Source organism: Bradyrhizobium sp. SRS-191, from assembly GCF_024586915.1.
Taxonomy (GTDB): domain Bacteria; phylum Pseudomonadota; class Alphaproteobacteria; order Rhizobiales; family Xanthobacteraceae; genus Bradyrhizobium.
In genome coordinates this window covers 160,834-185,209 of the sequence record NZ_JANBVS010000013.1, presented here as the reverse complement: position 1 = coordinate 185,209, position 24,376 = coordinate 160,834, and the positions used below count along the sequence as shown (strand labels likewise).

General features: G+C 67.2%; 19 protein-coding genes. 11 read left to right on the top strand and 8 right to left on the bottom strand.

Annotated features, from left to right (window positions below; genetic code table 11):
• Positions 1 to 40: 40 nt before the first annotated feature.
• On the top strand, positions 41 to 1,177 hold the full coding sequence (locus tag NLR35_RS22955) for a GGDEF domain-containing protein (RefSeq protein WP_257168801.1): 1,137 nt from the start codon (positions 41 to 43) through the stop codon (positions 1,175 to 1,177).
• Positions 1,178 to 1,199: 22 nt separating this feature from the next.
• On the opposite strand, the gene NLR35_RS22950 is transcribed toward NLR35_RS22955, so the two are convergent.
• Positions 1,200 to 2,126, bottom strand: coding sequence for a GTP-binding protein (locus tag NLR35_RS22950; RefSeq protein ID WP_257168800.1), 927 nt, complete (start codon positions 2,124 to 2,126; stop codon positions 1,200 to 1,202).
• Positions 2,123 to 3,616: an amidohydrolase family protein gene (locus NLR35_RS22945; RefSeq protein WP_374940844.1), complete on the bottom strand. Its 1,494-nt coding sequence runs from the start codon at positions 3,614 to 3,616 to the stop codon at positions 2,123 to 2,125. The genes NLR35_RS22950 and NLR35_RS22945 overlap by 4 nt, the downstream gene beginning before the upstream one ends.
• 212 nt (positions 3,617 to 3,828) lie before the next feature.
• Here NLR35_RS22945 and ggt point away from each other — a divergent pair, with 212 nt between their 5' ends.
• On the top strand, positions 3,829 to 5,502 hold the full coding sequence (gene ggt, locus NLR35_RS22940; protein ID WP_257168798.1) for a gamma-glutamyltransferase: 1,674 nt from the start codon (positions 3,829 to 3,831) through the stop codon (positions 5,500 to 5,502).
• A 210-nt stretch (positions 5,503 to 5,712) separates the two neighbouring features.
• Here the strand turns inward: ggt and NLR35_RS22935 are convergent, their stop codons facing one another.
• The 4 genes from NLR35_RS22935 to NLR35_RS22920 all read right to left on the bottom strand — a co-directional run bounded on the left by NLR35_RS22935 (position 5,713) and on the right by NLR35_RS22920 (position 10,865).
• Complete coding sequence (locus NLR35_RS22935) at positions 5,713 to 7,260, bottom strand: GMC family oxidoreductase (RefSeq protein ID WP_257168797.1); 1,548 nt, start codon at positions 7,258 to 7,260, stop codon at positions 5,713 to 5,715.
• Between the two features lie 85 nt (positions 7,261 to 7,345).
• Positions 7,346 to 8,680, bottom strand: a complete 1,335-nt coding sequence (locus NLR35_RS22930) for an acyclic terpene utilization AtuA family protein (protein WP_257168796.1) — start codon at positions 8,678 to 8,680, stop codon at positions 7,346 to 7,348.
• A gap of 95 nt (positions 8,681 to 8,775) precedes the next feature.
• The gene (locus NLR35_RS22925) at positions 8,776 to 9,906 is read right to left on the bottom strand and encodes a GGDEF domain-containing protein (RefSeq protein WP_257168795.1); all 1,131 of its coding nucleotides are present in this window, start codon (positions 9,904 to 9,906) and stop codon (positions 8,776 to 8,778) included.
• 143 nt (positions 9,907 to 10,049) lie between these two features.
• Positions 10,050 to 10,865 (bottom strand): SDR family oxidoreductase, encoded by an 816-nt coding sequence (locus tag NLR35_RS22920; RefSeq protein WP_257168794.1) that lies wholly within the window; start codon positions 10,863 to 10,865, stop codon positions 10,050 to 10,052.
• Between the two features lie 357 nt (positions 10,866 to 11,222).
• Between NLR35_RS22920 and NLR35_RS22915 the strand changes: the two genes are divergently transcribed.
• The 7 genes from NLR35_RS22915 (at position 11,223) to NLR35_RS22885 (ending at position 18,096) form a co-directional block, all read left to right on the top strand.
• Positions 11,223 to 11,672, top strand: a complete 450-nt coding sequence (locus NLR35_RS22915; protein ID WP_257168793.1) for an RICIN domain-containing protein — start codon at positions 11,223 to 11,225, stop codon at positions 11,670 to 11,672.
• Positions 11,673 to 11,823: 151 nt separating this feature from the next.
• On the top strand, positions 11,824 to 13,266 hold the full coding sequence (xylB, locus tag NLR35_RS22910; RefSeq protein ID WP_257168832.1) for a xylulokinase: 1,443 nt from the start codon (positions 11,824 to 11,826) through the stop codon (positions 13,264 to 13,266).
• Positions 13,267 to 13,419: 153 nt separating this feature from the next.
• Positions 13,420 to 14,943: a sugar ABC transporter ATP-binding protein gene (locus NLR35_RS22905; RefSeq protein ID WP_257168792.1), complete on the top strand. Its 1,524-nt coding sequence runs from the start codon at positions 13,420 to 13,422 to the stop codon at positions 14,941 to 14,943.
• Entirely contained in the window at positions 14,936 to 15,988 is a 1,053-nt protein-coding gene (locus NLR35_RS22900; RefSeq protein WP_257168791.1) for a ribose ABC transporter permease, read from the top strand. Before NLR35_RS22905 ends, NLR35_RS22900 begins: the two co-directional genes overlap by 8 nt.
• A gap of 100 nt (positions 15,989 to 16,088) precedes the next feature.
• A complete protein-coding gene (locus NLR35_RS22895; RefSeq protein ID WP_257168790.1) occupies positions 16,089 to 17,036 on the top strand; it encodes an ABC transporter substrate-binding protein in 948 nt (315 codons plus the stop codon).
• Between the two features lie 199 nt (positions 17,037 to 17,235).
• Positions 17,236 to 17,574 carry a Rieske 2Fe-2S domain-containing protein gene (locus NLR35_RS22890; RefSeq protein WP_257168789.1) on the top strand — a complete coding sequence of 113 codons (339 nt, stop codon included), beginning with the start codon at positions 17,236 to 17,238 and terminating at the stop codon, positions 17,572 to 17,574.
• Between the two features lie 54 nt (positions 17,575 to 17,628).
• Positions 17,629 to 18,096, top strand: a complete 468-nt coding sequence (locus tag NLR35_RS22885) for a J domain-containing protein (RefSeq protein ID WP_257168788.1) — start codon at positions 17,629 to 17,631, stop codon at positions 18,094 to 18,096.
• Positions 18,097 to 18,409: 313 nt separating this feature from the next.
• Here the strand turns inward: NLR35_RS22885 and adh are convergent, their stop codons facing one another.
• Both adh and NLR35_RS22875 read right to left on the bottom strand, forming a co-directional pair.
• Positions 18,410 to 19,927, bottom strand: coding sequence for an aldehyde dehydrogenase (gene adh / locus NLR35_RS22880; RefSeq protein ID WP_257168787.1), 1,518 nt, complete (start codon positions 19,925 to 19,927; stop codon positions 18,410 to 18,412).
• 137 nt (positions 19,928 to 20,064) lie between these two features.
• Positions 20,065 to 21,087, bottom strand: a complete 1,023-nt coding sequence (locus NLR35_RS22875) for a helix-turn-helix domain-containing protein (protein WP_257168786.1) — start codon at positions 21,085 to 21,087, stop codon at positions 20,065 to 20,067.
• Between the two features lie 372 nt (positions 21,088 to 21,459).
• On the opposite strand from NLR35_RS22875, the gene NLR35_RS22870 reads away from it, so the two are divergent.
• Positions 21,460 to 23,652, top strand: coding sequence for a methyl-accepting chemotaxis protein (locus NLR35_RS22870; protein WP_257168785.1), 2,193 nt, complete (start codon positions 21,460 to 21,462; stop codon positions 23,650 to 23,652).
• Positions 23,653 to 23,909: 257 nt separating this feature from the next.
• Entirely contained in the window at positions 23,910 to 24,365 is a 456-nt protein-coding gene (gene aroQ / locus NLR35_RS22865; protein ID WP_257168784.1) for a type II 3-dehydroquinate dehydratase, read from the top strand.
• The last annotated feature ends 11 nt before the right edge of the window (positions 24,366 to 24,376 follow it).

Here is a 24,376-nt window from a genome sequence, read left to right as displayed (position 1 = left end):
CGCCCATCAACTGTTAGGAAAGGTGTCCCATGGTGGTGTCATGGGACAGGGGCTGCTTTCCAGATTCATCCATCCAAATCCGGCGATCCGGCGCGAGCTGGTCGATCTCCTGTACACGTCCTTGCCGCAGGTCATGTCGATCAACGCGGCGGCGATCACGGGATCGGTCACGCTCGCCGTCCTCAATCGCGACCCCGGCTACATCGCGATCGCCTGCGCGATCATCGTCAATGCCATCGGCCGCGTCGTCAGCCTCTTGCGCTACAAGCAGCACGCGTCCCACCTGTCCGACCGGGACGTGATCCTGTGGGAGAAGGTCTATGCGGCCGGCGCGACGGCCTTCGGCCTGGCGCTCGGTGCCCTCACTTTCCGGGCCTTCCAACTGAACGATGCGCCGGGCGCATGGATCGCGTTCGGCCTGTCGATGTCCTATTGCGTCGGCATGGTCTCGCGCGCTGCGATCCGGCCCTGGGTCGTGCTGACGGCCACGGCCGTGCTGTTTGCTCCCACGCTGGTCGCCGGGCTGATGCGCCCCGAGCTGCCTTATCAGCTCGGCGCCGCCATGCTCGTGCTGTTCTGGTTCTCGATCCGCGAGGCGTCGCGCCATCTCAGCACCGCCTTCATCGAGCGGCTCGAAGCCAAGCACGCGCTGGCGCGCCAGGCCAACCACGACTTCCTGACCGGGCTGCCGAACCGTGCGGCCTTTCTGGCGGCGTTGGAAGGCAGCACGGGCAGCATCGCGATCATCGCCATCGATCTCGACGGCTTCAAGCCGGTCAACGACCGCCATGGCCATCATGCCGGCGACGACCTACTGCGTCAGGTCGCAGATCGCCTGGCGATCTGCGCCGGCCCGGACGGCATGGCCGCGCGTTTCGGCGGCGACGAGTTCATGCTGCTCAAGCCGGTGGCTGGCGGCGCGGAGGCGCGCGACGAGGCGCTGGCGCTGGCGCGCGAGGCGGTCCGCTCGTTGTCGATGCCGTTCCTGCTGTCCGACATTCCCGTCATCATCGGTGCGAGCGCCGGTCTGCTCGTCAATGACCGATCGCTGAACGAGGCGGCGGTGGACGAGTTGCTGCGCCAGGTCGACGGCGCCCTCTATGCCGCCAAGCGCGCCGGAGGCGGCTGCTGCACCTGGGCCGACGCGGCGGATCACGCGTTTCAGCAGACGGGCTGACGCCCCCTCCGCTGGCGCAATCTCACACGATCACACCGCGCAGCAGCGCGTCGATCTCATCCGCATCGAGGTCGCCGTCGCGTCCGATCAACACGAGTTGCGCCGTCAGCCCATCCGCCGGCGCCACCGGCGACGGCGCCAAGGTGCCGCGCGTCGCCACCGACTGGAACAGGATCGGCTGCGTCGGATGCTCGGTGAACCGCAGCACGCCTTTGATGCGCAGGGTGCGCGGCGCGAGCTGACGGATCACCTCCTGAAAGCGGGCCAGCGACAGCGGCACCTGCGAGGTCCAGGTGACCGTCGCGAAGGGCTGCGACATCGCCGGCAGCTGCCGTGGCAGCTCACGCGGCGCGCCGATCTCGCGGCTGAACAGCAGGTCCGGCGCGACGACGCCTCGCGCGATCTCGAAGATCGCGGAGGGTGGCTTGATGCGGCTGACGACGGCGCGCGCCTGATCGAGCGCGGCGCGATCGATCAGATCCGCCTTCGTCAGCAGCACGAAGTCGGCGGCGCGCAGCTGCGAACGCCATAGCGCCTCCTCCGCGATCTCCGGATCGTCATGTAGCCGCTGCGGATCGACCAAGGTCACAACCGTCTCGAGCGGCGCCACCTTGAAGATCACGGGGTCCATCAGATTGCGGATGATCTCGGCGGGATCGGAGATGCCGGAGGTCTCGATCGCGATCGCATCGGGCGCAGGATCGCGCTTGATGACGGATGAGAGCGTGCGCAGCAGGTCGCCCTGCAGCGAGCAGCAGATGCAGCCGTTCTTCAGGCTGATCACCTCCTCGGTCGCCGTGCCGAGCAGCTGCGCGTCGATGTCGACCGAGCCGAAATCGTTGACGACGGCGGCGATGCGCCGTCCGTCCGGATTGGCGAGCAGATGATTGAGCAACGTCGTCTTGCCGGCGCCGAGCGCGCCGGCGACGAGCAGGACGGGGACGATCACGACAGCACGGGCCGGCGCACGGCGCGGCCCGGCCGGGCATCGCGAACGAGACCGCCGTCCGCGATGACGGACGCGCCGTTGACGAGCAGGTGCCTGACGCCTTCGGAGGCCCGGTTCATGTTGAGGAAGTCGGCGCGATCGCGCAGGCCGGCAAGATCGAGCACCGCGATGTCGGCGTCGCAGCCGGCCTGCAGCCGGCCCTTCTTGCGCATCGCAGGCGTCGACGTCTCCAGGATCTGCGCCGGGATCAGCGTGCACTTGGCGATGCCGTCCATCAGCGACACGGTCTTGCGGTCCAGCACCCACTCACGCAGGAACTTGGTGAAGGTGGCCGACGAGCGCGGGTGCGACACGGCATCGTCAGGCAGCGGCCAGGCGTCGCCGGTGTAGTCCGTGCCGTTGGAGAGGATCCATGGCATCGCGTCGGAGGCGATCGCGCCGCCCGGAAACAGCACGGAGACATCGAGCAGATCGCGGTGACGCTGGTTGACGGCGACGTCGAGGAAATGGATCAGCACCAGCGCACCGGGATCCTCCTGCTGCCGCGCCAACAACTCGTCGCGGCTGCCGAGGCGGTGCCGCTCGGCCACCATCTCGATCGCGTCATAGCCGGTGCCCATGCGCTGGCAGAAGGCGGGATCGGCGAAGAAGCCGGCGCCGACCACGGTCGAACCGGTGCCGTAGGGATAGGCCTCCGTCGTGACCTTCAGTCCCTGCTTCTGTGCGGTCTGCACCAGCTCGGCGCAGCGCTCGACGTCCTGCAGGCTGGTGCTGTTGAAATGGCAGATGTGCATGTGCGCGCCGGTCGAGCCGGCCAGGCCGATCAGCCGCGTATAGGCGTCGACCGAGCTGCGCGGATCGACATTCGACATGTAGGCGATGTGGGTATAGGTCGGCACGTCCTGCCTGGCTGCGAGGCTGCACAGCTCGGACAGCTCCTTCATGCCGGTGCCCGGCGCATAGGCATTCGGGAAGGCGATACCGAGGCCGCCCTGCTCCAGGCCCTGCCTGGTGCGCTCGACGATCTCGGCGGTCTCGGCAGGGGTCGCGACCTCCTCCACCCAGCGCTTGTCACGCGTCGCCTCGCCCATGCCGGCGATGGTCGAGGCGGTCTGCTGCGTCGTCATGGTCGCGATGCGCGCGAACACCCAGCCGGCGGCGGCGCCGTAGTTCAGCGTACGGCCGATCGCCTCCTGCTCATCGTACCAGCGCGCCACCGGCATCACGCCGATCTCGAGCTCCAACGTCGTGGTGACGCCGTCAAATGCCTGCATGCGGTCGGCCGGCAGGGACTGGCCGTGTGCGTGCAGATCGATGAAGCCGGGCACGACGGCAAGGCCGGTTGCATCGATCACCCGATCGGCAGCAGCGCCGACGTCGCCGACGGCGGCGATTGCGCCATCGGTGATGGCGAGGTCGGCCGTCGTGTCGAGGTTGGTTTCCGGGTCGAGCACGCGACCGCCGCGAATGATCAGATCGTAGTGAGGCATGAAATCAGCAGGGCCCGCCAGGTGGAACTGCACAAGGCCTAACACAGATGCACGGCGATGAGAACGCAGCGGGCGAGATCGATGCGCTCCGAGCCATGCGTGGCGCGCGTACTTATCAGTTGGTGATGACGGCCATGCTCTTTCCCCGGCGGCGGCAATCGGCCAGGATCGCCAGCGACCGCGCATCCGCGGTTCGACCGAGGAGACCCCGCATGGCTTCGTCCAGTCAGCGCATCGCCCAGTTCACCTGCGAGAAGCAGCCTGCAACCGGCTCGCGCGGCATGGTGGTGACCAACCATCCGCTCGCATCGAGCGCGGGCGCCGAGATGCTGATGCGCGACGGCAACGCCATCGACGCCGCCATTGCGGCGTTGTTCGCGCTGACCGTGGTCGAGCCGATGATGGTCGGCATTCTCGGCGGCGGCCTGTCGCACATCCGCTTGGCCGATGGCCGCCACATCGTACTCGACGGCTTGAGCACCGCGCCGCTGCGCGCCACGCCCGGCATGTATGATCCGGTTTCGGACGAGATCGCGCTGGCGCGCGAAACGCGCGGCCGGCGCAATGTCGTGGGCGCGCCGGCGGTCGCCGTACCGGGCGCGCTCAAGGGCTGGTGCGAGGCGCTGGCGCGCTTCGGCCGGCTGCCGCTCGCCGAGGTGATCGTGCCTGCGATCCGGCTCGCCGAGCACGGCTTCATCGCCAGCCCCTATTTGAACGACTGCGTCCGGCTGGTCGCTGCTGATCTCGCCCGTGATCCACGGCTGTCGGCGCTGTTCCTGCCGGGCGGTCAACCTGTCAAGCCGGGCACGCGCGTGATCCAGGGCGACTACGCCGCGACGCTGCGGCTGATCGCAGAGCACGGACCGGATGCACTTTATGGCGGACCGCTCGGCGACGCGCTCGCCGCCTACATGGCCAGGAATGGCGGCCTGATCGACGCAGCCGATCTCGCGGCCTACAAGGTGATCGAGCGGGCGCCGATCCGCGGTCTCTATCGTGGCACCGAAATCCTCGGCCCGCCGCCGCCCTCCTCCTCCGGCGTGCACATCGTGCAGATGCTCAACATCCTCGAAGGCTTCGACATCGCAGCCCTCGGCTTCGGCTCGGCCGACGGCGCGCATCTGCTGGCCGAAACATTGAAGATCGCCTTTGCCGACCGCGCGGTCGCCACCGCCGACCCCGCCTTCGTCGACGTGCCGGTCGATCGCCTGACATCGAAGGATTACGCCGCCGAGCGGCGCGCGCAGATCGATATGACCCGCGCCCGGAGCTTCGGTCCGGGGCTCGCGCCGACGGAATCCGCCAACACCACGCACGTCACGGTCGCCGATGCCGAGGGCAACGTCGTGGCCTCGACGCAGACCATCAACGGTCTGTTCGGCGCCTGCGTGCAGATCCCCGGCACCGGCATGACCGCCAACAACTACATGTACAATTTCGACCCGCACCCCGGCCGCGCGCTGTCGATCGCCCCTGGCAAGCGCGTCTTCACCTCGATGGCGCCGATGATGGCCCTGCGCGACGGAAAGCTGCGCTACGCGCTTGGCCTGCCCGGTGGCCTGCGCATCTTCCCCTCGGCGTTCCAGGCGCTGGTCAACCTGATCGACCACGGCATGTCCTTGCAGGAGGCGGTCGAGGCGCCGCGGCTGTGGACGCAGGGCGGCGTGCTCGAACTCGAACCGGCGTTTCCCGATGACGTCGCAAATGCGCTCGCCGGGCGCGGCCACGAGATCAAGCGCGAGCCGGTCGTCGCCGGCGGCATGAACGCGATCGCGTTCGGCGACGACGGCACGATGACGGGCGCCGCATGCTGGCGCGCCGACGGCACGCCGATCGCGATCTCCGGCGGGCGGGCCCGCGCCGGTCTTCGCTTCGCGATCGCCTGAGGCTTACGCGAAGGGCTGCACCTCTCCATGAACACGCCTCTCGGCGTGTTCATGGAGAGGTGCAGGACCCCCTTGCGTGCCAACCCCTCATGGTGAGGAGCGCCGAAGGCGCGTCTCGAACCATGAGGCCCGAGCAGTGGCCTCGCCCTTCGAGACGCCCGCCTTCGGCGGGCTCCTCAGGGTGAGGGAGTCACACATGAAGCTCGTCGCTCACCGCTTCCGCATCATCCGCGCGATCGCCTCGCCGATCACGACCGTGGTGAAATGCGTGTTGGCGCGGCAGTCGGACGGCATGATCGAGGCGTCAGCCACGCGCAGGCCGGCGATGCCCTTGACGCCGCCGTCCGGATTGACCACGCCATCGGCATCGCCGAAGCCGGTCATGCGGCAGGTGCCCGCGGCATGCTGGATATCGCCGGTGACCTGGCGCAGCAGCGCATCGAGCTCGGCATCCGGCAGCGCGGCCGCCTGCGGCAGCGTGAGCGGCGTGTCGCCGAGGCGGATCCAATCGGCGATGTCCTGCAGCGCCGGCTGCATCGTGAGCACCGCCAGCCGCTTCACCGCATCGCGCATCCGCGCGATGTCTCTGACATCGGCGAGCATGTTCTCTTCCACGATCGGATCGATCGTCGGATCGGTCGAAGCCAACTTCAAGCTCCCGCGCGAAAAGGCGTTGAACAGGCCGGCGCCGATCGCGCCGGGCACGCCGATGCCGCGATGGTTGAAGGCGATCAGGATCATGTCGCGCTTGCCGCCATCGGCGAGACCCGACGAATAGGTCACGCAGCAATTGGTATGGCGCGTGTCGCGATCGGTCGGACGCAGCGCCTCGCGCAGCTGGATCGTGGTGCGGAACAGCGGATGGTCGAAGAAGTGCCGGCCGACCGGGAGGTCGCGCACGACGTTGACGCCCATCGCCTGGAGCTCCCCGGCAGGGCCGATGCCCGAGCGCAGCAGGATCGCCGGGCTGTGGATGGCGCCGGCGCAGAGCACGATCTCGCGCGCTGCGATCTCCTTGACGCCTTCGCCCTCGATGTGAACGCGCACGCCGGTGGCGCTGAGATCACTGATCAGAAGCCGATCGACCAGCGCCCGGCCGCGGATCTCCAGATTGGCGCGGCCACGCGCCGGTTCGAGATAGCCCTCGTTGGTGGAGATGCGCCGGCCGTTGCGGCTGTTGATCGGATAGCACGCGACGCCCTCGCCATCGGGGCCATTGAGATCGTCGCACCAGGGATAGCCGCTCGCCAGCGCCGCATCGCGCAAGGCCCGATCGATCGGCCCCCATTGCTCCGGCGGCGCCCGATACACCGGCAGCGGCCCGCCGCGGCCATGGCCCTCGCGGTCGCCGAACGCGAGATCATCCTCGATCGTCGAGAACAGCGGCATGATCTCCCGCGCCGACCATCCCGTGCAGCCATTGGCAGCCCACTCGTCGAACGCGTCCGCGACGCCGCGAATCGCGATCTGGCCGTTCATCATCGAGCTGCCGCCGAGACCCTTGCCGCGCCAGTAGAAGCGCATCTCCTGTCCCGCCACACGGCGCGACATCAGCTGCGGCCACTGCCATTTCTCCTGGAACGCAGGATCGTGGATGATCGGGATCGGATTGGGCGTCGCGACCTCCCACGGCACGTCGGCGGCACGCCAGTCGGCGCCGGCTTCGAGCAGCAGAACCCGCCGGTCGCGATCTTCGGACAGGCGCGCCGCGACGGCCGCGCCCGCAGAGCCGCCGCCGACCACAATGACGTCATACATCGATTGAATTCCCACAACTCACATTCGTCGCGATCATCGCCGGCACCTTGCGCCAGCGATGGCGATCCGTGAAGTCCTGGAAAATTCAGGCCACCAGCATGCCAATGCAGGGCTTCGCCGCGTCCTCTGGCACGAGGCAGGAGGCCACGGCGATCACCTCGCGCGCCGATTTCCAAGCGCCGCCGCCGCCGGCCGGACCGTTGGTGTAGAGCGTCTCGACCTCGTTGCCGATCCTGACCGCCTCGGCCATCGTCTCGGTCCGCCCGGCGACGCGAACGCGCACCTCGTGGGGCTCGCTGCCTTCAGCGCGCGCGTCACCATGCAAGGCGTTCAGCCCGATCAGGTCGCAGCGCAGCTCGCTCAGCGCCACGCCGGTCAGCGCGAGCCGCTCGCGCACGATGTCGAGCGCAAGGCGGCCGCGCGCGACCGCCCCCGGCCCCGCATAGGAGATCTGGCCTTCGCCGACATAGGAGTCGAGATAGCCGACGGAGGTCTTCAGCAATCCCGTCTTCGGCGTGCCGCGACCGCCGCTGATCCTGACCCGATCGGCTCCGAGCTCCTCGACGGTGACATGCGAAAAATCCGCCACCACATCGGGCTGGAAGTACTTGGTGGGGTCGTGGATCTCGTACAGCAGCTGCTCCTTGACGGTCGCCGGCGTCACGCAGCCGCCGGAGCCGCTGACCTTGGTGACGATCAGTTCGCCATCCTCGCGCACCTCGCCGATCGGAAAACCGAGACGGGCGAGACCGGAAACGTCCTTCACCCCGGGATCGGCGAAATAGCCGCCGGTGATCTGCCCGGCACATTCGAGCAGATGGCCGACGACGGTGCCCTGCCCGAGGCGGTCCCAATCATCCATCGCCCAACCGAACTCATGGATCAGCGGCCCGAGGAACAGCGCCGGATCGGCCGCACGGCCGGTGATCACGACATCGGCGCCGTTGGCGAGCGCCTCGGCAATCGCGCGCGCGCCGACATAGGCGTTCGCCGAGACGATGCGGTTGCCGAGGCCGGTGACGGTGTCGCCGGTGTCGAGCGCGGCATCGCTCGTCTTCAGCTGCTCCAGCACGTCGTCGCCGGTCACGGCGGCGATCTTGAGCCCGGCGAGTCCGAGCTTGCGCGCGATCGCGCGGGTGGCTTCGGCCGCGGCAACGGGATTGGCGGCCCCCATGTTGGTGATGATGCGGACGTTGTTGGCGCGGCAGATCGGCAGCACGGCCTGCATGCGCGCGGCCAGCAGCGGATCATAGCCGGCTTGAGGATCCCTGATGCGCGCCTGTTGCGCCAATGCGATGGTGCGCTCGGCAAGACACTCGAACACCAGATAGTCCAGCCCGCCCTTCTCGGCGAGCTCCACCGCCGGCTCGATTCGATCGCCGGAATAGCCGGCGCCCGCGCCGATCCTGATGCTCCGCATCGGCCGATCCTCCTGGATTTTTTTCCTGGCGGCAGGATAGCCGGCTCGCACCGGCGTTGCCAACGCCGCGCTGCGCAGATCAGGCCTTCGCGCGGCTAGCCCGCTGGCGACAGCGCCGGTACGGCGTCGTAGTGTGTCCATGCTGAACTGACGGAGATTTCGGCGTCAGCCCAGCAGCATCGCTGACCGCCGGCCCGCTTCGCGGCGTACAGCGCGCGGTCGGCCTGATCGAGCAGCGCCTCGGTCTCGGCCTGACGATCATCGGTGACCAGGATGCCCGCGCTGGCGCCGATCTGAACGCGGGTTCCGGCCAGCGTGAACGGCTCGGCCAGCGCCGCCACCGCGCTCTCCGCGAGGGCGAGCGCCGCATCACGTCCGCCGCGCGGTAGCAACAGCATGAATTCGTCGCCGCCGAACCGCGCCGCGATGCCGGTGTCGCCGAGACAATCCTGCAGGCGTGCGCCGACCTGACACAGCAGCTCGTCGCCGGCCTGGTGGCCGAACCGGTCGTTGACCAGCTTGAAGCCGTCGAGATCGACGGCGATGATCGCAACCGGGCGATCGCAACCGCTGAGCTCGGCAATGAAGGCCGCGCGGTTCGGCAGCTTGGTGAGAAAGTCCTGATGGGCCTGCCGCACCAGCGCCTGCTGCGCCATGATCCGCTCGGTGAACGCCGCCGTGAGCCGATAGGAGGTGCCGCGCAAGGTGATCCAGAACAGCACCACCATGCCCGCGCCCATGCGATAGACCGGCTCCGGCTGCACCAGGCAGGCGATCACGGTCGGGATCAGCAGCACGGCCGAGGAGGTCATCACGATCCACGGGCTGACGCGCGAGACGATGCCGACGCAGAAGGCCATCGACAGGCCGAAGCACATCCAGATGCCGGGGCTGTCGCCGAGCTGAAACGCGCGCACCGACAACGCGCCGACGGCAAGTCCGAACGCGGCGGCGCCAATCCCGTAGAACAGCTCCCAGCGGATGATGTCGTCATGGTCGAGGCGCTCGAAGCGCGCCGCGAACATCAGGAGCTTGACGACGCGGAAGGCGCCGATCACGAGCAGCACAGCGGTGATGACCGCGTAGCCCGGATCCCACGCGACCCAGGCCATCACGGTCCCGATCACGACCGCCGCAGCCGAGATCGTGCCGACCAGCGGCATCGAGCTATACAGCAAATGCGCGAGCTCGCGACGAGTCTCGGAGTCCAGTCGATGCATCGCCATTCCATTTCGCCAAGGCGGGCAATATCGTACCCGCCCCTTAACGAAATATCGCCGCAGCTGCGAAGGGCTGCCATGCGCCGCTGATGCTTAAGAGATCCTCACTCGGATGACGACAATTGGAATGACGCGTTCCGCCTGGATGATCAGCTCGCCCAATTGTCGCGGAATTCGCCGAACAGCGTGATGCCGCCGCAGGCATAGATCGTCTGCCCGGTGATGTAGCTCGCTTCCGACGAGGCCAGGAAGGCGAACACGCCGGCGATCTCCTCCGGGCTCGCGACGCGCCCCATCGGGATATGAGACTCGACCGCCGCCCGCTTCACCGGATCGTCGGTCCAGGCCGCGTTGATCGGCGTATCCACTGCGCCGGGCCCGACGGAATTCACCCGAATGCCACGCCCTGCGAATTCCAGAGCGAGCGTCCGCGTCAGACCGGCCATCGCGCTCTTGCTGATCGAATAAGCGAGATAGCCGGGCTTCGGGATGATCTGGTGCACGCTCGACGTGTTGATGATGTTGCCGCCGCCGCCCCGCGCGACGAAATGCGACAGCGCATGGCGCGCGCACAGCACGGCGCCGTTGAGATTGACCTCGAGAATAGCGCGATAGGCGTCGACATCGAGCGCCTCGCTCGGGGACTCCCGCTGGAAGCCGGCATTGTTGACGAGGCAGTCGAGCCGCGGCCAGCGCGCCAGCACCGTCTCGAACATCGCGGCGATGTCGGCCTCGACGCCGATGTCGGCCTTCACCGCGACGTGATCGCGAGCGTCGTGCCCGCGCGCAAAAGACGCCGCCCGCACCAGCGCCAGGGTCTCCTCGCCCGACGACGACGGCCCGCCGAAATTGACCGCGACATGCGCGCCTTCCTCGGCGAAGCGCACCGCGATGGCGCGGCCGATGCCTTGGGCAGCGCCGGTGACCAGCGCGTAATGTCCGACGAGACGGGACGGCTGATGCATGTATTTCTCCTTGGAATCCGTGCGTGGCTCAAAGCGATGATCATGAACATGACGTGCGGTCGACGGCCGCCGTCACCTGTTATCACGCAGCAGCGGACCGGCAACAGCGCAGCGAAAGCGAGCGACAAGGTCATGGGACGGAGCTGCGCGTTTGATGCGAGAGCCAATCGCCAGATCGATGCTCCGGACGTGGCCGTTCGGCGCTCAACAGCAAGCGCGTTAACGAAGCGTTACCACGGGCTTCAAAACCAATTTACCACCTGAGATTGCATTTTGTGAAGCGCTTCACTGATCACCGCGGCGGCCGGCGCTAGCGTCACCAGCGTTTTCGATCCCCTCATTTTCAAGGAGCATGTCATGGCCAACGAAACGTTTCACAATTTCCAAGTCCTGCGTGGTCTGTCCTCGAACCGTTCGCTGCTCAGCTGCACGCCCGGCGGCAAGGTCGATCTGTTCAGCACCGATGACGGCAGCGGGCGCCAGCGCTGGTACATCGTGCCGGTGGCCGGCTTTCCCGAGGTCTACAACATCAAGGTGGCCGGAGGCACCGATCCCGGCGAGACCTTTCTGAGCTGTACCGCGGACGGCGAGAAGGTCGATCTGTTCTCGCACGACGACGGCAGCGGCCGGCAGCGCTGGCGGTTCGTCACTGTGGCCGGATCGCCAATCTGCAACTATCACAACATACTGGTGGTCGGCGGCGTCAACAATGGCCGCATCTATCTGAGCTGCACGCCGGACGGCACGAAGGTCGATCTCTTCACTGAAGACGACGGCTCCGGCCGGCAGCGCTGGCAGACGCAGTAGTCCGTCCATCCGAAGCACGAGCTGAGGCTGCCGCCGCAAGGCGGCAGTCTCCGCTCGTTACGCCTCCCCAATGGAAGTGCTGGACTTCGCCCGCCGACACAGTACCGTCCGCCGCGCTGACGACACGACGACCCCGGCAGGCGAATCCTTCATGTATCTCGGCATCGATCTCGGCACATCAGCGGTCAAGACGATCCTCGTCGACGACGCGCAGCGCGTGATCGCGAGCCGCAGCCGGGCGCTCCGCATCGACGTGCCGCGGCCGGGCTGGGCAGAGCAGGATCCGGCGGCCTGGATCGCCGCCATCTTCGCCACGCTCGATGCACTGAAGGCCGATCATGCGCGCGATCTGGCGGAGGTCGCAGGCATCGGGCTATCAGGCCAGATGCACGGTCCGGTGCTGCTCGATGCCGCGATGAAGCCGTTGCGTCCGTGCATCCTCTGGAACGACGGCCGCTCGGCGGCCGAATGCGCCGTGCTGGAACAGCGCTGGCCGGCGCTGCGGCAGGTGACGGGCAACAAGGCGATGCCGGGCTTCACGGCGCCGAAGCTGGTGTGGATCGCTGACCACGAGCCGCGGATCTTCAGCGCCACACGGCTCGTGCTGCAGCCGAAGGCCTATGTCCGGCTGGTGCTGTCGGGCGAGGCCATCGAGGATGTCTCGGATGCCTCCGGCTCGCTGTGGCTCGATGTCGTCAAGCGCGACTGGTCGGACGAAGGGCTCGCCGCCACCGGCCTCACGCGCGCGCAGATGCCACGCCTGGTCGAAGGCTGCGCGCCCGCCGGACGATTGCGCGCCGATCTCGCGGAACGCTGGGGCATGACCAGACATCCGATCATCGCCGGCGGCGCCGGTGACAATCCCGCGGGCGCGATCGGCATCGGCGCAATCCGGCCGGGCGCCACCTTCATCACGCTCGGCACATCCGGCGCCGTGATCACACCGGTCGCGTCCGTGACGCCCAATCCCGAGCGCGTCGTTCACACCTTCTGCCACGCGATCCCGGCGCTGTGGCTGCAGGCCGGCGCGATGCTGTCGGCCGCCTCATGCCTTGCCTGGATCGCGCGGCTGCTCGGCGCCAGCGAAGCCGAGCTGCTCGCGCCGCTCGGCGCATCGCCCGCCGCGCCCTCGCCGATCAGCTTCCTGCCCTATCTCGCCGGCGAGCGCACGCCGCATGACGATCCCGATGTGCGCGGCCTGCTCGATGGCCTGAGCCATGCGACGGATCGCAACACCATCGTGCAGGCCGTGCTGGAAGGCGTCGCCTTTGCTCTTGCCGATTGCCGTGACGCGCTGACAGACACGGGCCTCGTGATGGCCGAAGCGGATGCGATCGGCGGCGGCTCGCGCTCCGACCTCTGGCTCGCGATCCTGGCGAACGTCCTGACCATCCCGATCCATCGGCTCGCGGAAGGCGAGACCGGCGCCGCCTTCGGAGCCGCGCGGCTGGCACGGCTGGCGGTGACGGGCGAAGCGATCGCGGACGTGTGCACGCCGCCGGCGCGCGTGCGGACCTTCATGCCCGCCCCTGCGCTGGCGGCCGATTATGCCGAGCGGCTGCCGCGCTGGCGCCGGCTCTATCGCAGATCCTAGAGCGGGCTTCAGAAAACACGTTCCCTCTCGCGGCGACGTGTTGCAGCCGATGGTCTTTGATATTGTATTCGGCAACAGCCTCTAGTTTAATGGCGTCCCCGCGCCGATATCAATGAGCCGCGGGAGATAAGACGACGTGCGTTGGGAGGCACGATGAACGGTCCGATCCTCGAGATGCGCGGGGTGTCGAAGTCATTCTTCACCATCAAAGCCCTGCAGAAGGTCGACCTCACCGTCTACGCCGGCGAAGTCCATGCGTTGATGGGCGAAAACGGCGCCGGCAAATCCACATTGATGAAGATCCTGTCGGGTGCCTATCGCCCGGATCCCGGCGGCGAGATCCGCATCGAGGGCCAGGTGGCGCGCATCGAAGGGCCGATGGGCGGCCGCAACGCCGGCATCGCGATCATCTACCAGGAGTTGTCGCTGGCCCCGAACCTGACGGTGGCCGAAAACATCTACCTCGGACGCGAGCTGTCACAATCGGGCCTGCTGGCGCGCCAAGCGATGCGCGACGCCGTCGGACCGATCCTGCAGCGGCTCGGCGCCGATTTCTCGGCCGCGACGCTGGTTGCCGAACTGTCGATGGGCCAACGCCAGCTGGTCGAGATCGCCCGCGCGCTGCATGCGCGTTCCAAGATCCTGATCATGGACGAGCCGACGACCTCGCTGTCCGCCGGAGAGAGCGAGAAGCTGTTCGCGCTGATCCGCCAGCTGCGTAGCGAAGGCCTCGCCATCATCTACATCTCGCACCGCATGGACGAGGTCTACGCGCTCGGCGACCGCGTCACCGTGCTGCGTGACGGCCGGCTGGTCGGCTCGCTCGACAGACCGGAGATCCGCGCCGACAGCATCGTCCGCATGATGGTCGGACGCGATGTCTCGTCGTTCTACAAGAAGGACCACGACCCGCATGCCAAGCGCGACCGCGCCGTGCTGACAGCGGTCGATCTCGGCGACGGCCATCGCGTCAAGGGCTGCTCGCTCACGGTGCATGCCGGCGAGGTCGTCGGCCTCGCCGGACTGATCGGCGCCGGGCGCACCGAGCTTGCGCATCTCATCATCGGCGCGACACCGAACACCACGGGACATCTCGAGCTAGACGGCGAGCGCATCGCGATCGAGACGCCGCGCGATGCGCTCGATGCCGGCATCGCCTATCTCACCGAGGACCGCAAGGCGCTCGGCCTGTTCCTCGACATGTCCTGCGCCGACAACATCAACCTCGCCGTGATCGGCCGCGACGCACGGCTCGGCGGCCTTCTCGACCGCGACAAGGCACGAAGCCGCGCCGACGAGGCGTTCAGCGCGCTCGGCATCCGCGCGCCCAATCCCGGCGTCACCGTCGGCGGCCTGTCGGGCGGCAACCAGCAGAAGGTGCTGCTGTCGCGGCTGCTCGCGACCGCGCCGAAGGTCTTGATCCTGGACGAGCCGACGCGCGGCGTCGATGTCGGCGCCAAGTCGGAGATCTATTCGATCATCGACAATCTCGCCAAGGCCGGCACCGCGATCCTGGTGATCTCGTCCGACCTGCCGGAGATTCTCGGCATCTGCGACCGCGTGCTGGTGATGCGCGAGGGACATCTCGCAGGCGAACTGCACCAGAGCGCGGCATCACCCATCACCCAGGAAGACATCATGGCGCTGGCCACGGGGACGGAGCATGTCGATGCCTGACAACAGTTCAGCTCAAGCCAACGCCGCGCCAGCGCAGAGCAAGGTTGCGACGGTACCGTCCGCGTCCGACACCAAGCAGCAACGGTTGCGGCTGATGATCCGCGCGGCCGGCATGCTGCCGGTGCTCTTGATCCTGTGCATCGGCTTCCACATGCTGTCCGAAGGGCGCTTCTTCACCGGACAAAATCTCGGGATCGTGCTGCAGCAGGCCGCGGTCAACACCGTGCTCGCGGCCGGCATGACCTTCGTCATCCTGACCGGCGGTATCGATCTCTCGGTCGGCTCGATTCTCGCCGCCGCCGCCATGGCAGGCCTCACGCTCTCCAAGATGCCCGAGCTCGGCGCGCTGTGGCTGCCGGCCGCAGTGCTGACCGGCCTCGCCTTCGGCCTCGTCAACGGCGCGCTGATCGCGCTGCTCAGGCTGCCGCCCTTCATCGTCACGCTGGGCTCGCTCACGGCCGTGCGCGGTCTCGCGCGCCTGATGGGCGCCGATACCACCGTGTTCAATCCGTCGATTCCCTACGCCTTCATCGGCAACGCCTCGCTGACGATCATTCCCGGCGTGCTGTCGATTCCGTGGCTGTCGGTGATCGCGCTGCTCGTCATCACAGGCTCGTGGCTGATCCTGCGCCGCACCGTGCTCGGCGTGCACATCTACGCGGTCGGCGGCAATGAGAGCGCGGCGCGGCTCGCCGGCATCAAGGTCTGGGGCGTGCTGATCTTCGTCTACGGCATGTCCGGCCTGCTCGCCGGCCTCGGCGGCGGCATGCAGGCCGCGCGGCTCTATGCGGCGAACGGCCTGCAGCTCGGCCAATCCTATGAGCTCGACGCCATCACCGCGGTCATCCTCGGCGGTACCTCCTTCGTCGGCGGCATCGGCTCGATCTGGGGCACACTGGTCGGCGCGCTCATCATCGCCGTGTTGTCGAACGGGCTCATTCTGGTCGGCGTTTCCGACATTTGGCAGTACGTCATCAAGGGTCTCGTCATCATCGGCGCCGTCGCGCTCGACCGCTACCGGCTGCAGGGCTCGGCCCGCACGTGAGATCAACCGGCGGGCCGCGGCCGGCGGCCTGCCTCATCGTTCTTCCACGGCCGCTGGTCCGCCGTGCGCAGGGTTTCAAAAAGGACCAGGGAGGAAACCAATGTTGAAGACCATTTCGCTCGCCGGTGCTGCGCTGGCGCTTGTCATGAGCTCCGCGCCGTCCTCGGCCAAGGAGCTGAAATCGATCGGCGTCTCACTCGGCTCGCTCGGCAACCCGTTCTTCGTCGCGCTATCGAAGGGCGCGGAGTTCGAGGCCAAGAAGACCAACCCCAACGTCAAGATCACCGCGGTCGGCTTCGAATACGACCTCGGCAAGCAGGTCACCCAGATCGACAATTTCATCGCCGCCGGCGTCGACATGATCCTGCTCAACCCAGGTGACCCCAAGGCGATCGGTCCCGCGATCAAGAAGGCGCAAGCCGCCGGCATCCTCGTCGTCGCGGTCGACACCGCGGCCGAGGGCGCCGACGCCACCGTGACAACCAACAACGTCCAGGCCGGCGAGATCTCGTGCCAGTACATCGTCGACAAGCTCGGCGGCAAGGGCGACGTGATCATCCAGAACGGCCCGCAGGTGTCGGCGGTGATCGATCGCGTCAACGGCTGCAAGAGCGTGTTCGCCAAAACGCCCGGCATCAAGGTGCTGTCGAGCGACCAGGACGGCAAGGGCTCGCGCGAGGGCGGCCTCACCGTGGCGCAGGGCTATCTGACGCGCTACCCGAAGATCGACGCGATCTTCGCGATCAACGATCCCCAGGCGATCGGCACCGATCTCGCCGCCCGCCAGCAAGGCCGCACCGGCATCATCATCACCGCCGTCGACGGCGCGCCGGACATCGAGGCCGCGCTGAAGGATCCCGCGACCAAGCAGATCCAGGCCTCGGCCTCGCAGGACCCGTTCTTCATGGCCCGCCGCGCGGTGCAGATCGGCGTCGGCCTCCTCAATGGCCAGAAGCCCGCCTCCACCGTCGAGCTGTTGCCGTCGAAGCTGATCACGCGCGACAACGTCGCCGAGTACAAGGGCTGGACGTCCGAGCGCAAGGAATAGACTCGCGCATCAAGCCGCATTGCGATCGCGCGACGACAGCAGCGCCGCCCTCCCGGGCGGCGTTTCGCCGTCGGGGTCGAGCGACAGCGCTTGTCGCGTTTGCGACAACGATCCGCCTGATGGCGCCGTTTTGAGCGCTGTTTCCGCTGGTCCGGAACTTGCGAGAGCCTGTTCGACGGCATCAGCAACGGACGATCCGATGGCTTTCACTGCAGTCTGTCCGACAAGCGCCATCTCCGAAGGCGGCATGGGCCTGTATCAGGTCGGCAAGAAGAGCGTGCTCCTGCTGTGGCCGGCGGGCGGCCAACTGACGGCCTGGCGCGGCCGCTGTCCGCATGCCGACGTGCCGCTGGCGGAGGCGACGTTCGACGGCAAGACGATCACCTGCCCGCACCATCAATGGGGATTTGACGGCGCGAGCGGCAAGTGTGTCACGCATCTCGTCCGCAACGCGCTGCATTCCTATCCGCTGCAGGTCGAAGGCGACGAGATCCAGGTCGATGTCGGGCCGGTCAAGCCGGCGCGGACGCCGGCCTGACCTGCGCGCGAAAGGATCGCGGCGGCCGGGCGCCGTATCGACGTGAGTGGCCGCATGACGAGCGCCGTGGAATGGGTGATCTGGAACGGGTCGATGGGGATCGTCGATACGGTCCGGCTTGGACCCGTGATCGATGCTGCGACGGGCCGGCTCGTCTCACTCGCGCCGCCCTATGAGGTCGTCGGGCCGTTCAGCCTCGACGCGCTGGAGGCCGACGGCCGCATTGCATTCGGCGCCTGCCTCGTGATGTCACAGCAGCGCTGGCGCGAGGATCAGGACGGCTTGCGCATCGCCGCACGGGCGGCACGGCGCGCGCTGCTGGATCAGCTCACGCGGGACGAGGATGACGAGGCCCATCGCGCGCTGCTCGACCTGCCGCTGCGGGGCCGCCTGACGGCGACGGAGATCAACGCGGGCTTCCGGAGGCTCGCGAAATCAGCCCATCCCGATGCCGGCGGCAGCAACGAACTCTACCGGCGCATTTCCGAAGCGCGCGAGGCACTGCTGGCACAACTGGGCTAACGGGTTGGAAGCCGCAACGCGCCCCAACAACATACAGTGCTATCGCATTTGGAGAGGCAGAGCTATCCCAGTGGACGATACTGACCGTTAGTTACTCCGTGGGCAGAGACGAACACAAAACTGCGCTGGTCAAAATGCGACGGCTCTGCATCGACATGAACAGGCGCACGGGCCGGTCGGGGCGCTCATGCCCGACCGGCCCGGCTCCCAGCTCTAAAGCGCGATGAGATCAGGATGAATCGTCATCGCGCTTTAGGTTGTTGTCTGCGCAGATCTTCTCGGAAAACCGCAGCGCACTTTTCCGGATCATGATTTAGAAGAAGCCGAGCTTCTTCGGGCTGTAGCTGACCAGCATGTTCTTGGTCTGCTGATAGTGATCGAGCATCACCTTGTGGGTCTCGCGGCCGACGCCCGACTGCTTGTAGCCGCCGAACGCGGCATGCGCCGGATAAGCGTGATAGCAGTTGGTCCAGACCCGGCCGGCCTGGATCGCGCGGCCGAAGCGGTAGCAAGTGTTGGCGTCGCGGCTCCATACGCCGGCGCCGAGGCCGTAGAGCGTGTCATTGGCGATCGCCAGCGCCTCGTCCTCGGTCTTGAAGGTCGTGACCGAGACGACGGGCCCGAAGATCTCCTCCTGGAACACGCGCATCTTGTTGTGCCCCTTGAACACCGTCGGCTTGACGTAGTAGCCGCCGGCGAGATCGCCGCCGAGGACGTTTCGCTCGCCGCCGATCAAGAGCTGCGCGCCCTCGCTCCGGCCGATGTCGATGTAGGACAGGATCTTGTTGAGCTGCTCAGAGGAGGCCTGCGCACCGATCATGGTCGCCGGATCGAGCGGGCTGCCCTGCACGATCGCCCCGACCCGCTTCAAGGCACGCTCCATGAAGCGCTCGTAGATCGATTCGTGAATGAGCGCGCGGCTCGGGCAGGTGCAGACCTCGCCCTGGTTGAGCGCGAACATCACGAAGCCTTCGATCGCCTTGTCGAGGAAGTCGTCATCCTCCGCGCAGACATCCTTGAAGAAGATGTTCGGCGACTTACCGCCGAGCTCGAGCGTCACCGGAATCAGGTTCTGCGAGGCATATTGCATGATCAGCCGCCCCGTCGAGGTCTCGCCGGTGAAGGCGATCTTGGCGATGCGGGGTGACGACGCCAGCGGCTTGCCGGCCTCGAGGCCGAAGCCGTTGACGACGTTGAGCACGCCGGGCGGCAGGAGATCGCCGATGATCTCCATCAGCACCAGGATCGAGGCCGGGGTCTGCTCGGCCGGCTTCAGCACCACGCAATTGCCGGCGGCGATTGCGGGCGCCATCTTCCAGGCCGCCATCAGGATCGGGAAATTCCACGGAATGATCTGGCCGACGGCGCCGAGCGGCTCATGGAAGTGATAGGCGATGGTGTCGTGGTCGATCTCGGCGATCGAGCCTTCCTGGGCGCGGATGACGCCGGCGAAATAGCGGAAGTGATCGATCGCGAGCGGGATGTCGGCCGCGGTGGTCTCGCGGATCGGCTTGCCGTTGTCCCAGGTCTCGGCGAGCGCGAGCTTGTCGAGATTGGCCTCCATGCGATCGGCGATCTTGTTGAGGATCAGCGCCCGCTCGGTGACGCTGGTGCGCGCCCAGCCGTCCTTGGCGGCATGCGCTGCATCGAGCGCCGCCTCGATGTCGGAGGCATCCGAGCGCGCGATCTGGCACACCGGCTGGCCGGTGATCGGCGAGATGTTGTCGAAATATTTTCCGGCGTTGGGCGCCTTCCAGGCGCCGCCGATGAAGTTGTCGTAACGCGCAGCGAAAGGCGGCTTGAGCGCCGCATGGACGTCAACCTTGGTCATTTGTCTCTCCCATACACGCCGATGCACACGGCGTTGGGGAGAGGCTCCGTCAAACAGGGTTTGCAGACCAGTGGGCGGCGGCGGCGCGTCGCCGGAAGTGTCGCAGTTCTGCGACAAGGTCGCCGGCAAATCGTTTCTCAGCGCTCGAGCCCGAGCCGCTTCATCTTCCGGTGCAACGTGGCGCGCGACATGTCGAGCTCCTTGGCGGCCTTCGAGACGTTGCCGCCGGCGCGCGCCAGCGCACGCGTCAGCACGGCGCGCTCGGCCGCATCGATGTCGTCGCTCACGCTGCGCGCGCCCCTGATCAGGTCGCTTGCCGGCACCGGGCGCGCCAGAGCCTGCGGCGACAGACCGAGCACGCGGCGCGCCGCGCGCGTGGCGCCGACCACGAGATCGTTGCTGTCGACCGCGAGCAGCGAGTTGATCTCGCGCTCAGTATCCGGCGTCAGCACGATGCGCGCCTGCGGAAACGCCTGGCGGAAATTCTCCGCCTCGATGAGGCGCGCTGCATCGGCCACCGTGGTGGCAATCAGGCGGCCGAAGCCCTCGGTGAGATCGGTCCGGCACGACGACACGTCCAGCGCCGCCCTGAGCTGGCCATGCTCGTCGAAGATCGGCGCGGTCGTGCAGAACAGCCGGGAATTGCGGGTGAGGTAATGCTGGTCGCGGTCGATGGTCAGCGGCCGTTTCTCGACCAGGCAGGTGCCGATCGCGTTGGTGCCCTCATGGCGTTCGCTCCACACCGCGCCGGTCCACAGCCCCCAGGATTCGAAGGTCGCGTCGTCGCCGCGGGCGCCGCGGCGGTCGAGCACGGTGCCGTCGGCATCGGCCAGCAGCACCGAGCAGCCGACGCCGCCGACGGCGTGAAACAGCCGGTCGAGGCTCGCCTGCGCGATCGCCAGCAGCCGCCCGACACGCTCGCGCGCCACCGCAATCTCCATCGCCGTCAAGCGAGGGGGAGGCGCATGTGCCGCAGGATCGAGCGCATGAAGATGGCCGGAGCGGCGCCATGACGCCGCCAGCGCCGACACCGCCGGACTGCTGGTGGCATCGTCCTTGAGATCGGCCTTGGCGTCTCCCTTGGCGTCTCCTTTGGACTCGCCCTTGGCGACAGCATCCAGCACGCGATCGGAATGCGCACTCCCGCGCGAGGGCCGCATGTCACTCCTCCTGGCCTTCTCCCAGCCGCAGTCTTGTTTGGCGCTATGTTAGGGCCAATACAGCACTCCGGTTTGACCGAGGTCAAGCAACGGGCGGCAAGCCGGCCTTGCGAACGATTCGCCGCAACACATCGCCTGCGGCAGCGCCACCCCCGTTTGCGTGTATCATATGATTGCCGCAACCTTCGCGTTTCCGGATGATTACCGGGTGTCGCAAGGCTGCGACACAAGGCGCGCGAAACGAAGGGGCGAACTGATCTACGGGCGGAGTTCCTCAAAGCGCGTTAATCCCGGTTCCGGATGGTTCCCGCATGCGCCCGTCGCACCCGCCAAGGTTCGGTCACGCGACGGAAGATCAAGAGAGAGAGAACCATGCGACTGACATCCTTTGCGGCCATCCGCTCCATCCAGACCAAGATCGCCCTGATCGCGGGCGTCTGCCTCGTCCTCACCTGCGTCGTCCTGATCGGCTATGGACTGTTCTCGACGCAGAGCATGAATCAGTTCGTCAACCGCGAGGTGATGCAGCTGGTCGATCAACAGACCAAGGAAAGCCTGATGAACCGGGCGGCCGCCGAGGCCAACGTCATCAAGGCCGAGCTGGAGGTCGGCTTCGATGCGGCCCGCACGATGGCGCATTCCTTCGCGGTGCTGGCGGACGACAAGAGCGGGATCGACGCCGCTACGCGCCGCACCCAGCTCAACGCCGTTCTGCGCCGCGTGCTGGAGCTCAACCCGGCTTTCAACGGCACCTACTCGGCCTGGGAGCCCGGCGCGCTCGACGGCAATGACGCCGCCTTCAAGGGACGCAAGGAGGCCGGCTCCGATCAGACCGGCCGCTTCCTGCCGTATTGGACGCGCAGCGCCGGCGGCGCCATCGCAGTCCAGCCGCTGGTCGAATATGACAGCAGCGAGCGTCATCAGAACGGCCTCGTGAAGGGCGCCTGGTACATCAACCCAAGCAGCACGGGTAAGGAGAACATCCTCGGACCGCTGCCCTACATCGTTCAGGGCAAGCCGGTGTTTCTGGCCACGATGTCCGTGCCCGTGATGATCGACGGCAAATTCCGCGGCCTCGCCGGCGCCGACTACAATCTCGATTTCGTCCAGACGCTCGCGACCAAGATGAACGCCTCGCTGTTCGGCGGCAAGGGCAAGGTCGTGATCCTCAACGACACCGGCCTCGTCGTTGCCGACAGCGCCGATCATGACGTCATCGGCAAGGGTGCGGCGGCAGCGGATCCGCGCTGGGCCGACAGCGCAGCCATCGTCCGCAGCGGCAAGGGAACGGTTCAGGATGATCCCAACGTCGCCAACATCGACATCTACGCGCCGATCCGTCTCGGCCTGACCGACACGCCGTGGTCGGTCGTGATCTCGATTCCGCGCAATGTCGTGCTGGCCTCGGCGCAGCAGCTCGACGCCTCGCTCAGCGGCCGCTCCACCACCAACACGGTCTGGCAGCTCGGAGTCGGCATCGCGATCACCGCGCTCGCGATCTTCCTGATCGCCGTGGCGGCACGCAGCATCGCTCGTCCGATCCAGGATTGCGCTGTCTTCGCCAACGGCATCGCCAAGGGCGATTTCAACCAGAACCTGACGATCGAGCAGGCCGACGAGGTCGGCGCGCTCGCGACATCGCTGAAGGCGATGCAGGGCGACCTCAAGCGCAGCATCGCCCAGCGTGCGGAGGATCAGGCGGCCGCGGATGCGGAGCGCCGGCGGGCCATGAACGTGATGGCGGATCAGTTCGAGGCCTCGGTGGGCGGCATCGTCGAGACGGTCTCGGCCGCTTCGCACACGCTCGAGACGTCGGCGGGCATGCTGACCACGACCGCGGACCAGGCCGAGAAGCTCGCCACGACGGTGGCGGTCGCCTCGGAGCAGGCATCGACCAATGTGCAATCGGTGGCGTCGGCGACCGAGGAAATGGCGTCGTCGGTCACCGAGATCAGCCGCCGGGTGCAACAATCCGCCCAGATGGCGAACGAGGCCGTGACCCAGGCGCGGAGCACCACGGGCCGCGTCGGCGAGCTCTCCAAGGCCGCGGCGCGGATCGGCGACGTCGTCGAGCTGATCAACAGCATCGCCGGCCAGACCAATCTGCTCGCGCTCAACGCGACGATCGAGGCCGCGCGGGCCGGCGATGCCGGCCGCGGCTTCGCCGTCGTCGCCACCGAGGTCAAGGCGCTCGCCGAGCAGACGGCGAAGGCGACCGGCGACATCGGCCAGCAGATCGCGGGCATTCAGACCGCGACTCAGGAGTCGGTCGCCGCGATCCGCGAGATCAGTGACACGATCGAGCGGCTGTCGGAGATCTCGGCGACGATCGCGGCCGCGGTCGAGGAACAGGGCGCCGCGACGCAGGAAATCTCACGCAACGTGCAGCAGGCTGCCCAGGGCACGCAGCAGGTCTCGTCGAACATCACCGACGTCCAGCGCGGCGCGACACAGACCGGCACAGCCTCCTCCGAGGTGCTGTCGGCGGCGAAGCTGCTGTCGCGGGACAGCGGCCGGCTCAAGGACGAGGTGAGCAAGTTCCTCGGCTCTGTCCGCGCCAGCTGAGCCGCCACGTCGGGCAGACGGCAAATTCCCTGACCGCAGCTGACAAGGGCCCCGCCGACCGGCGGGGCTCTTTTCGTTCAGGGTGCCGATCGAGACGCTCAGGGGCGGCCGACTTATCCCCTGCCCCGCGAAAGGCGCTGGCAGACGGCCCCCACTTGATGCAATTGTCGGCCTCGAGCGCCATCGCGCAATCCGAAACCCGTCCTTAAGCTGCAGGCGGTGAAGGTCCTTGCGCCCCGGCCGATTGGAGTTCTCGCATGAGCCGCCTCGTCTACGTTCTCAACGGCCCCAACCTGAACCTGCTGGGCAAGCGCCAGCCGCAGATCTATGGCCATGAGACCCTGGCCGATGTGGAGCGGGACTGCCGGTCGCTCGCGACCGAGCTTGGGCTGGAGATCCGCTTCCACCAGTCGAACCGCGAATATGAGCTGATCGACTGGATCCACGAGGCGCGTGAGACCGCCGGCGGCATCGTCATCAATCCGGCCGCGTTCACCCACACGTCGGTCGCGATCCTCGACGCGTTGAACGCGTTCGACGGCGTAGTCATCGAGGTGCACATTTCCAACGTGCACAAGCGCGAGGAATTCCGCCACCACTCCTTCGTCTCCAAGCGCGCCGACGGCGTGATCGCGGGCCTGGGCACTCAAGGCTATCAGCTCGCGCTGCGTCGCGTGGCCAAGCTGCTCGACGACGGCAAAGCCGGCGCGTGACGCGCTCCGTC

Excerpts from the sequence above, each read along its gene's own strand:
- NLR35_RS22895 (WP_257168790.1), top strand. The coding sequence starts at position 16,089 with ATGTTGAAGACCATTTCGCTCGCCGGTGCTGCGCTGGCGCTTGTCATG.
- NLR35_RS22945 (WP_374940844.1), bottom strand. The coding sequence starts at position 3,616 with ATGCCTCACTACGATCTGATCATTCGCGGCGGTCGCGTGCTCGACCCG.
- NLR35_RS22930 (WP_257168796.1), bottom strand. The coding sequence starts at position 8,680 with ATGCGGAGCATCAGGATCGGCGCGGGCGCCGGCTATTCCGGCGATCGA.
- xylB (WP_257168832.1), top strand. The coding sequence starts at position 11,824 with ATGTATCTCGGCATCGATCTCGGCACATCAGCGGTCAAGACGATCCTC.
- NLR35_RS22935 (WP_257168797.1), bottom strand. The coding sequence starts at position 7,260 with ATGTATGACGTCATTGTGGTCGGCGGCGGCTCTGCGGGCGCGGCCGTC.
- ggt (WP_257168798.1), top strand. The coding sequence starts at position 3,829 with ATGGCTTCGTCCAGTCAGCGCATCGCCCAGTTCACCTGCGAGAAGCAG.
- NLR35_RS22915 (WP_257168793.1), top strand. The coding sequence starts at position 11,223 with ATGGCCAACGAAACGTTTCACAATTTCCAAGTCCTGCGTGGTCTGTCC.
- NLR35_RS22890 (WP_257168789.1), top strand. The coding sequence starts at position 17,236 with ATGGCTTTCACTGCAGTCTGTCCGACAAGCGCCATCTCCGAAGGCGGC.
- aroQ (WP_257168784.1), top strand. The coding sequence starts at position 23,910 with ATGAGCCGCCTCGTCTACGTTCTCAACGGCCCCAACCTGAACCTGCTG.
- NLR35_RS22920 (WP_257168794.1), bottom strand. The coding sequence starts at position 10,865 with ATGCATCAGCCGTCCCGTCTCGTCGGACATTACGCGCTGGTCACCGGC.
- NLR35_RS22905 (WP_257168792.1), top strand. The coding sequence starts at position 13,420 with ATGAACGGTCCGATCCTCGAGATGCGCGGGGTGTCGAAGTCATTCTTC.
- NLR35_RS22925 (WP_257168795.1), bottom strand. The coding sequence starts at position 9,906 with ATGGCGATGCATCGACTGGACTCCGAGACTCGTCGCGAGCTCGCGCAT.
- NLR35_RS22900 (WP_257168791.1), top strand. The coding sequence starts at position 14,936 with ATGCCTGACAACAGTTCAGCTCAAGCCAACGCCGCGCCAGCGCAGAGC.
- NLR35_RS22870 (WP_257168785.1), top strand. The coding sequence starts at position 21,460 with ATGCGACTGACATCCTTTGCGGCCATCCGCTCCATCCAGACCAAGATC.
- adh (WP_257168787.1), bottom strand. The coding sequence starts at position 19,927 with ATGACCAAGGTTGACGTCCATGCGGCGCTCAAGCCGCCTTTCGCTGCG.
- NLR35_RS22955 (WP_257168801.1), top strand. The coding sequence starts at position 41 with ATGGGACAGGGGCTGCTTTCCAGATTCATCCATCCAAATCCGGCGATC.
- NLR35_RS22875 (WP_257168786.1), bottom strand. The coding sequence starts at position 21,087 with ATGCGGCCCTCGCGCGGGAGTGCGCATTCCGATCGCGTGCTGGATGCT.
- NLR35_RS22885 (WP_257168788.1), top strand. The coding sequence starts at position 17,629 with ATGACGAGCGCCGTGGAATGGGTGATCTGGAACGGGTCGATGGGGATC.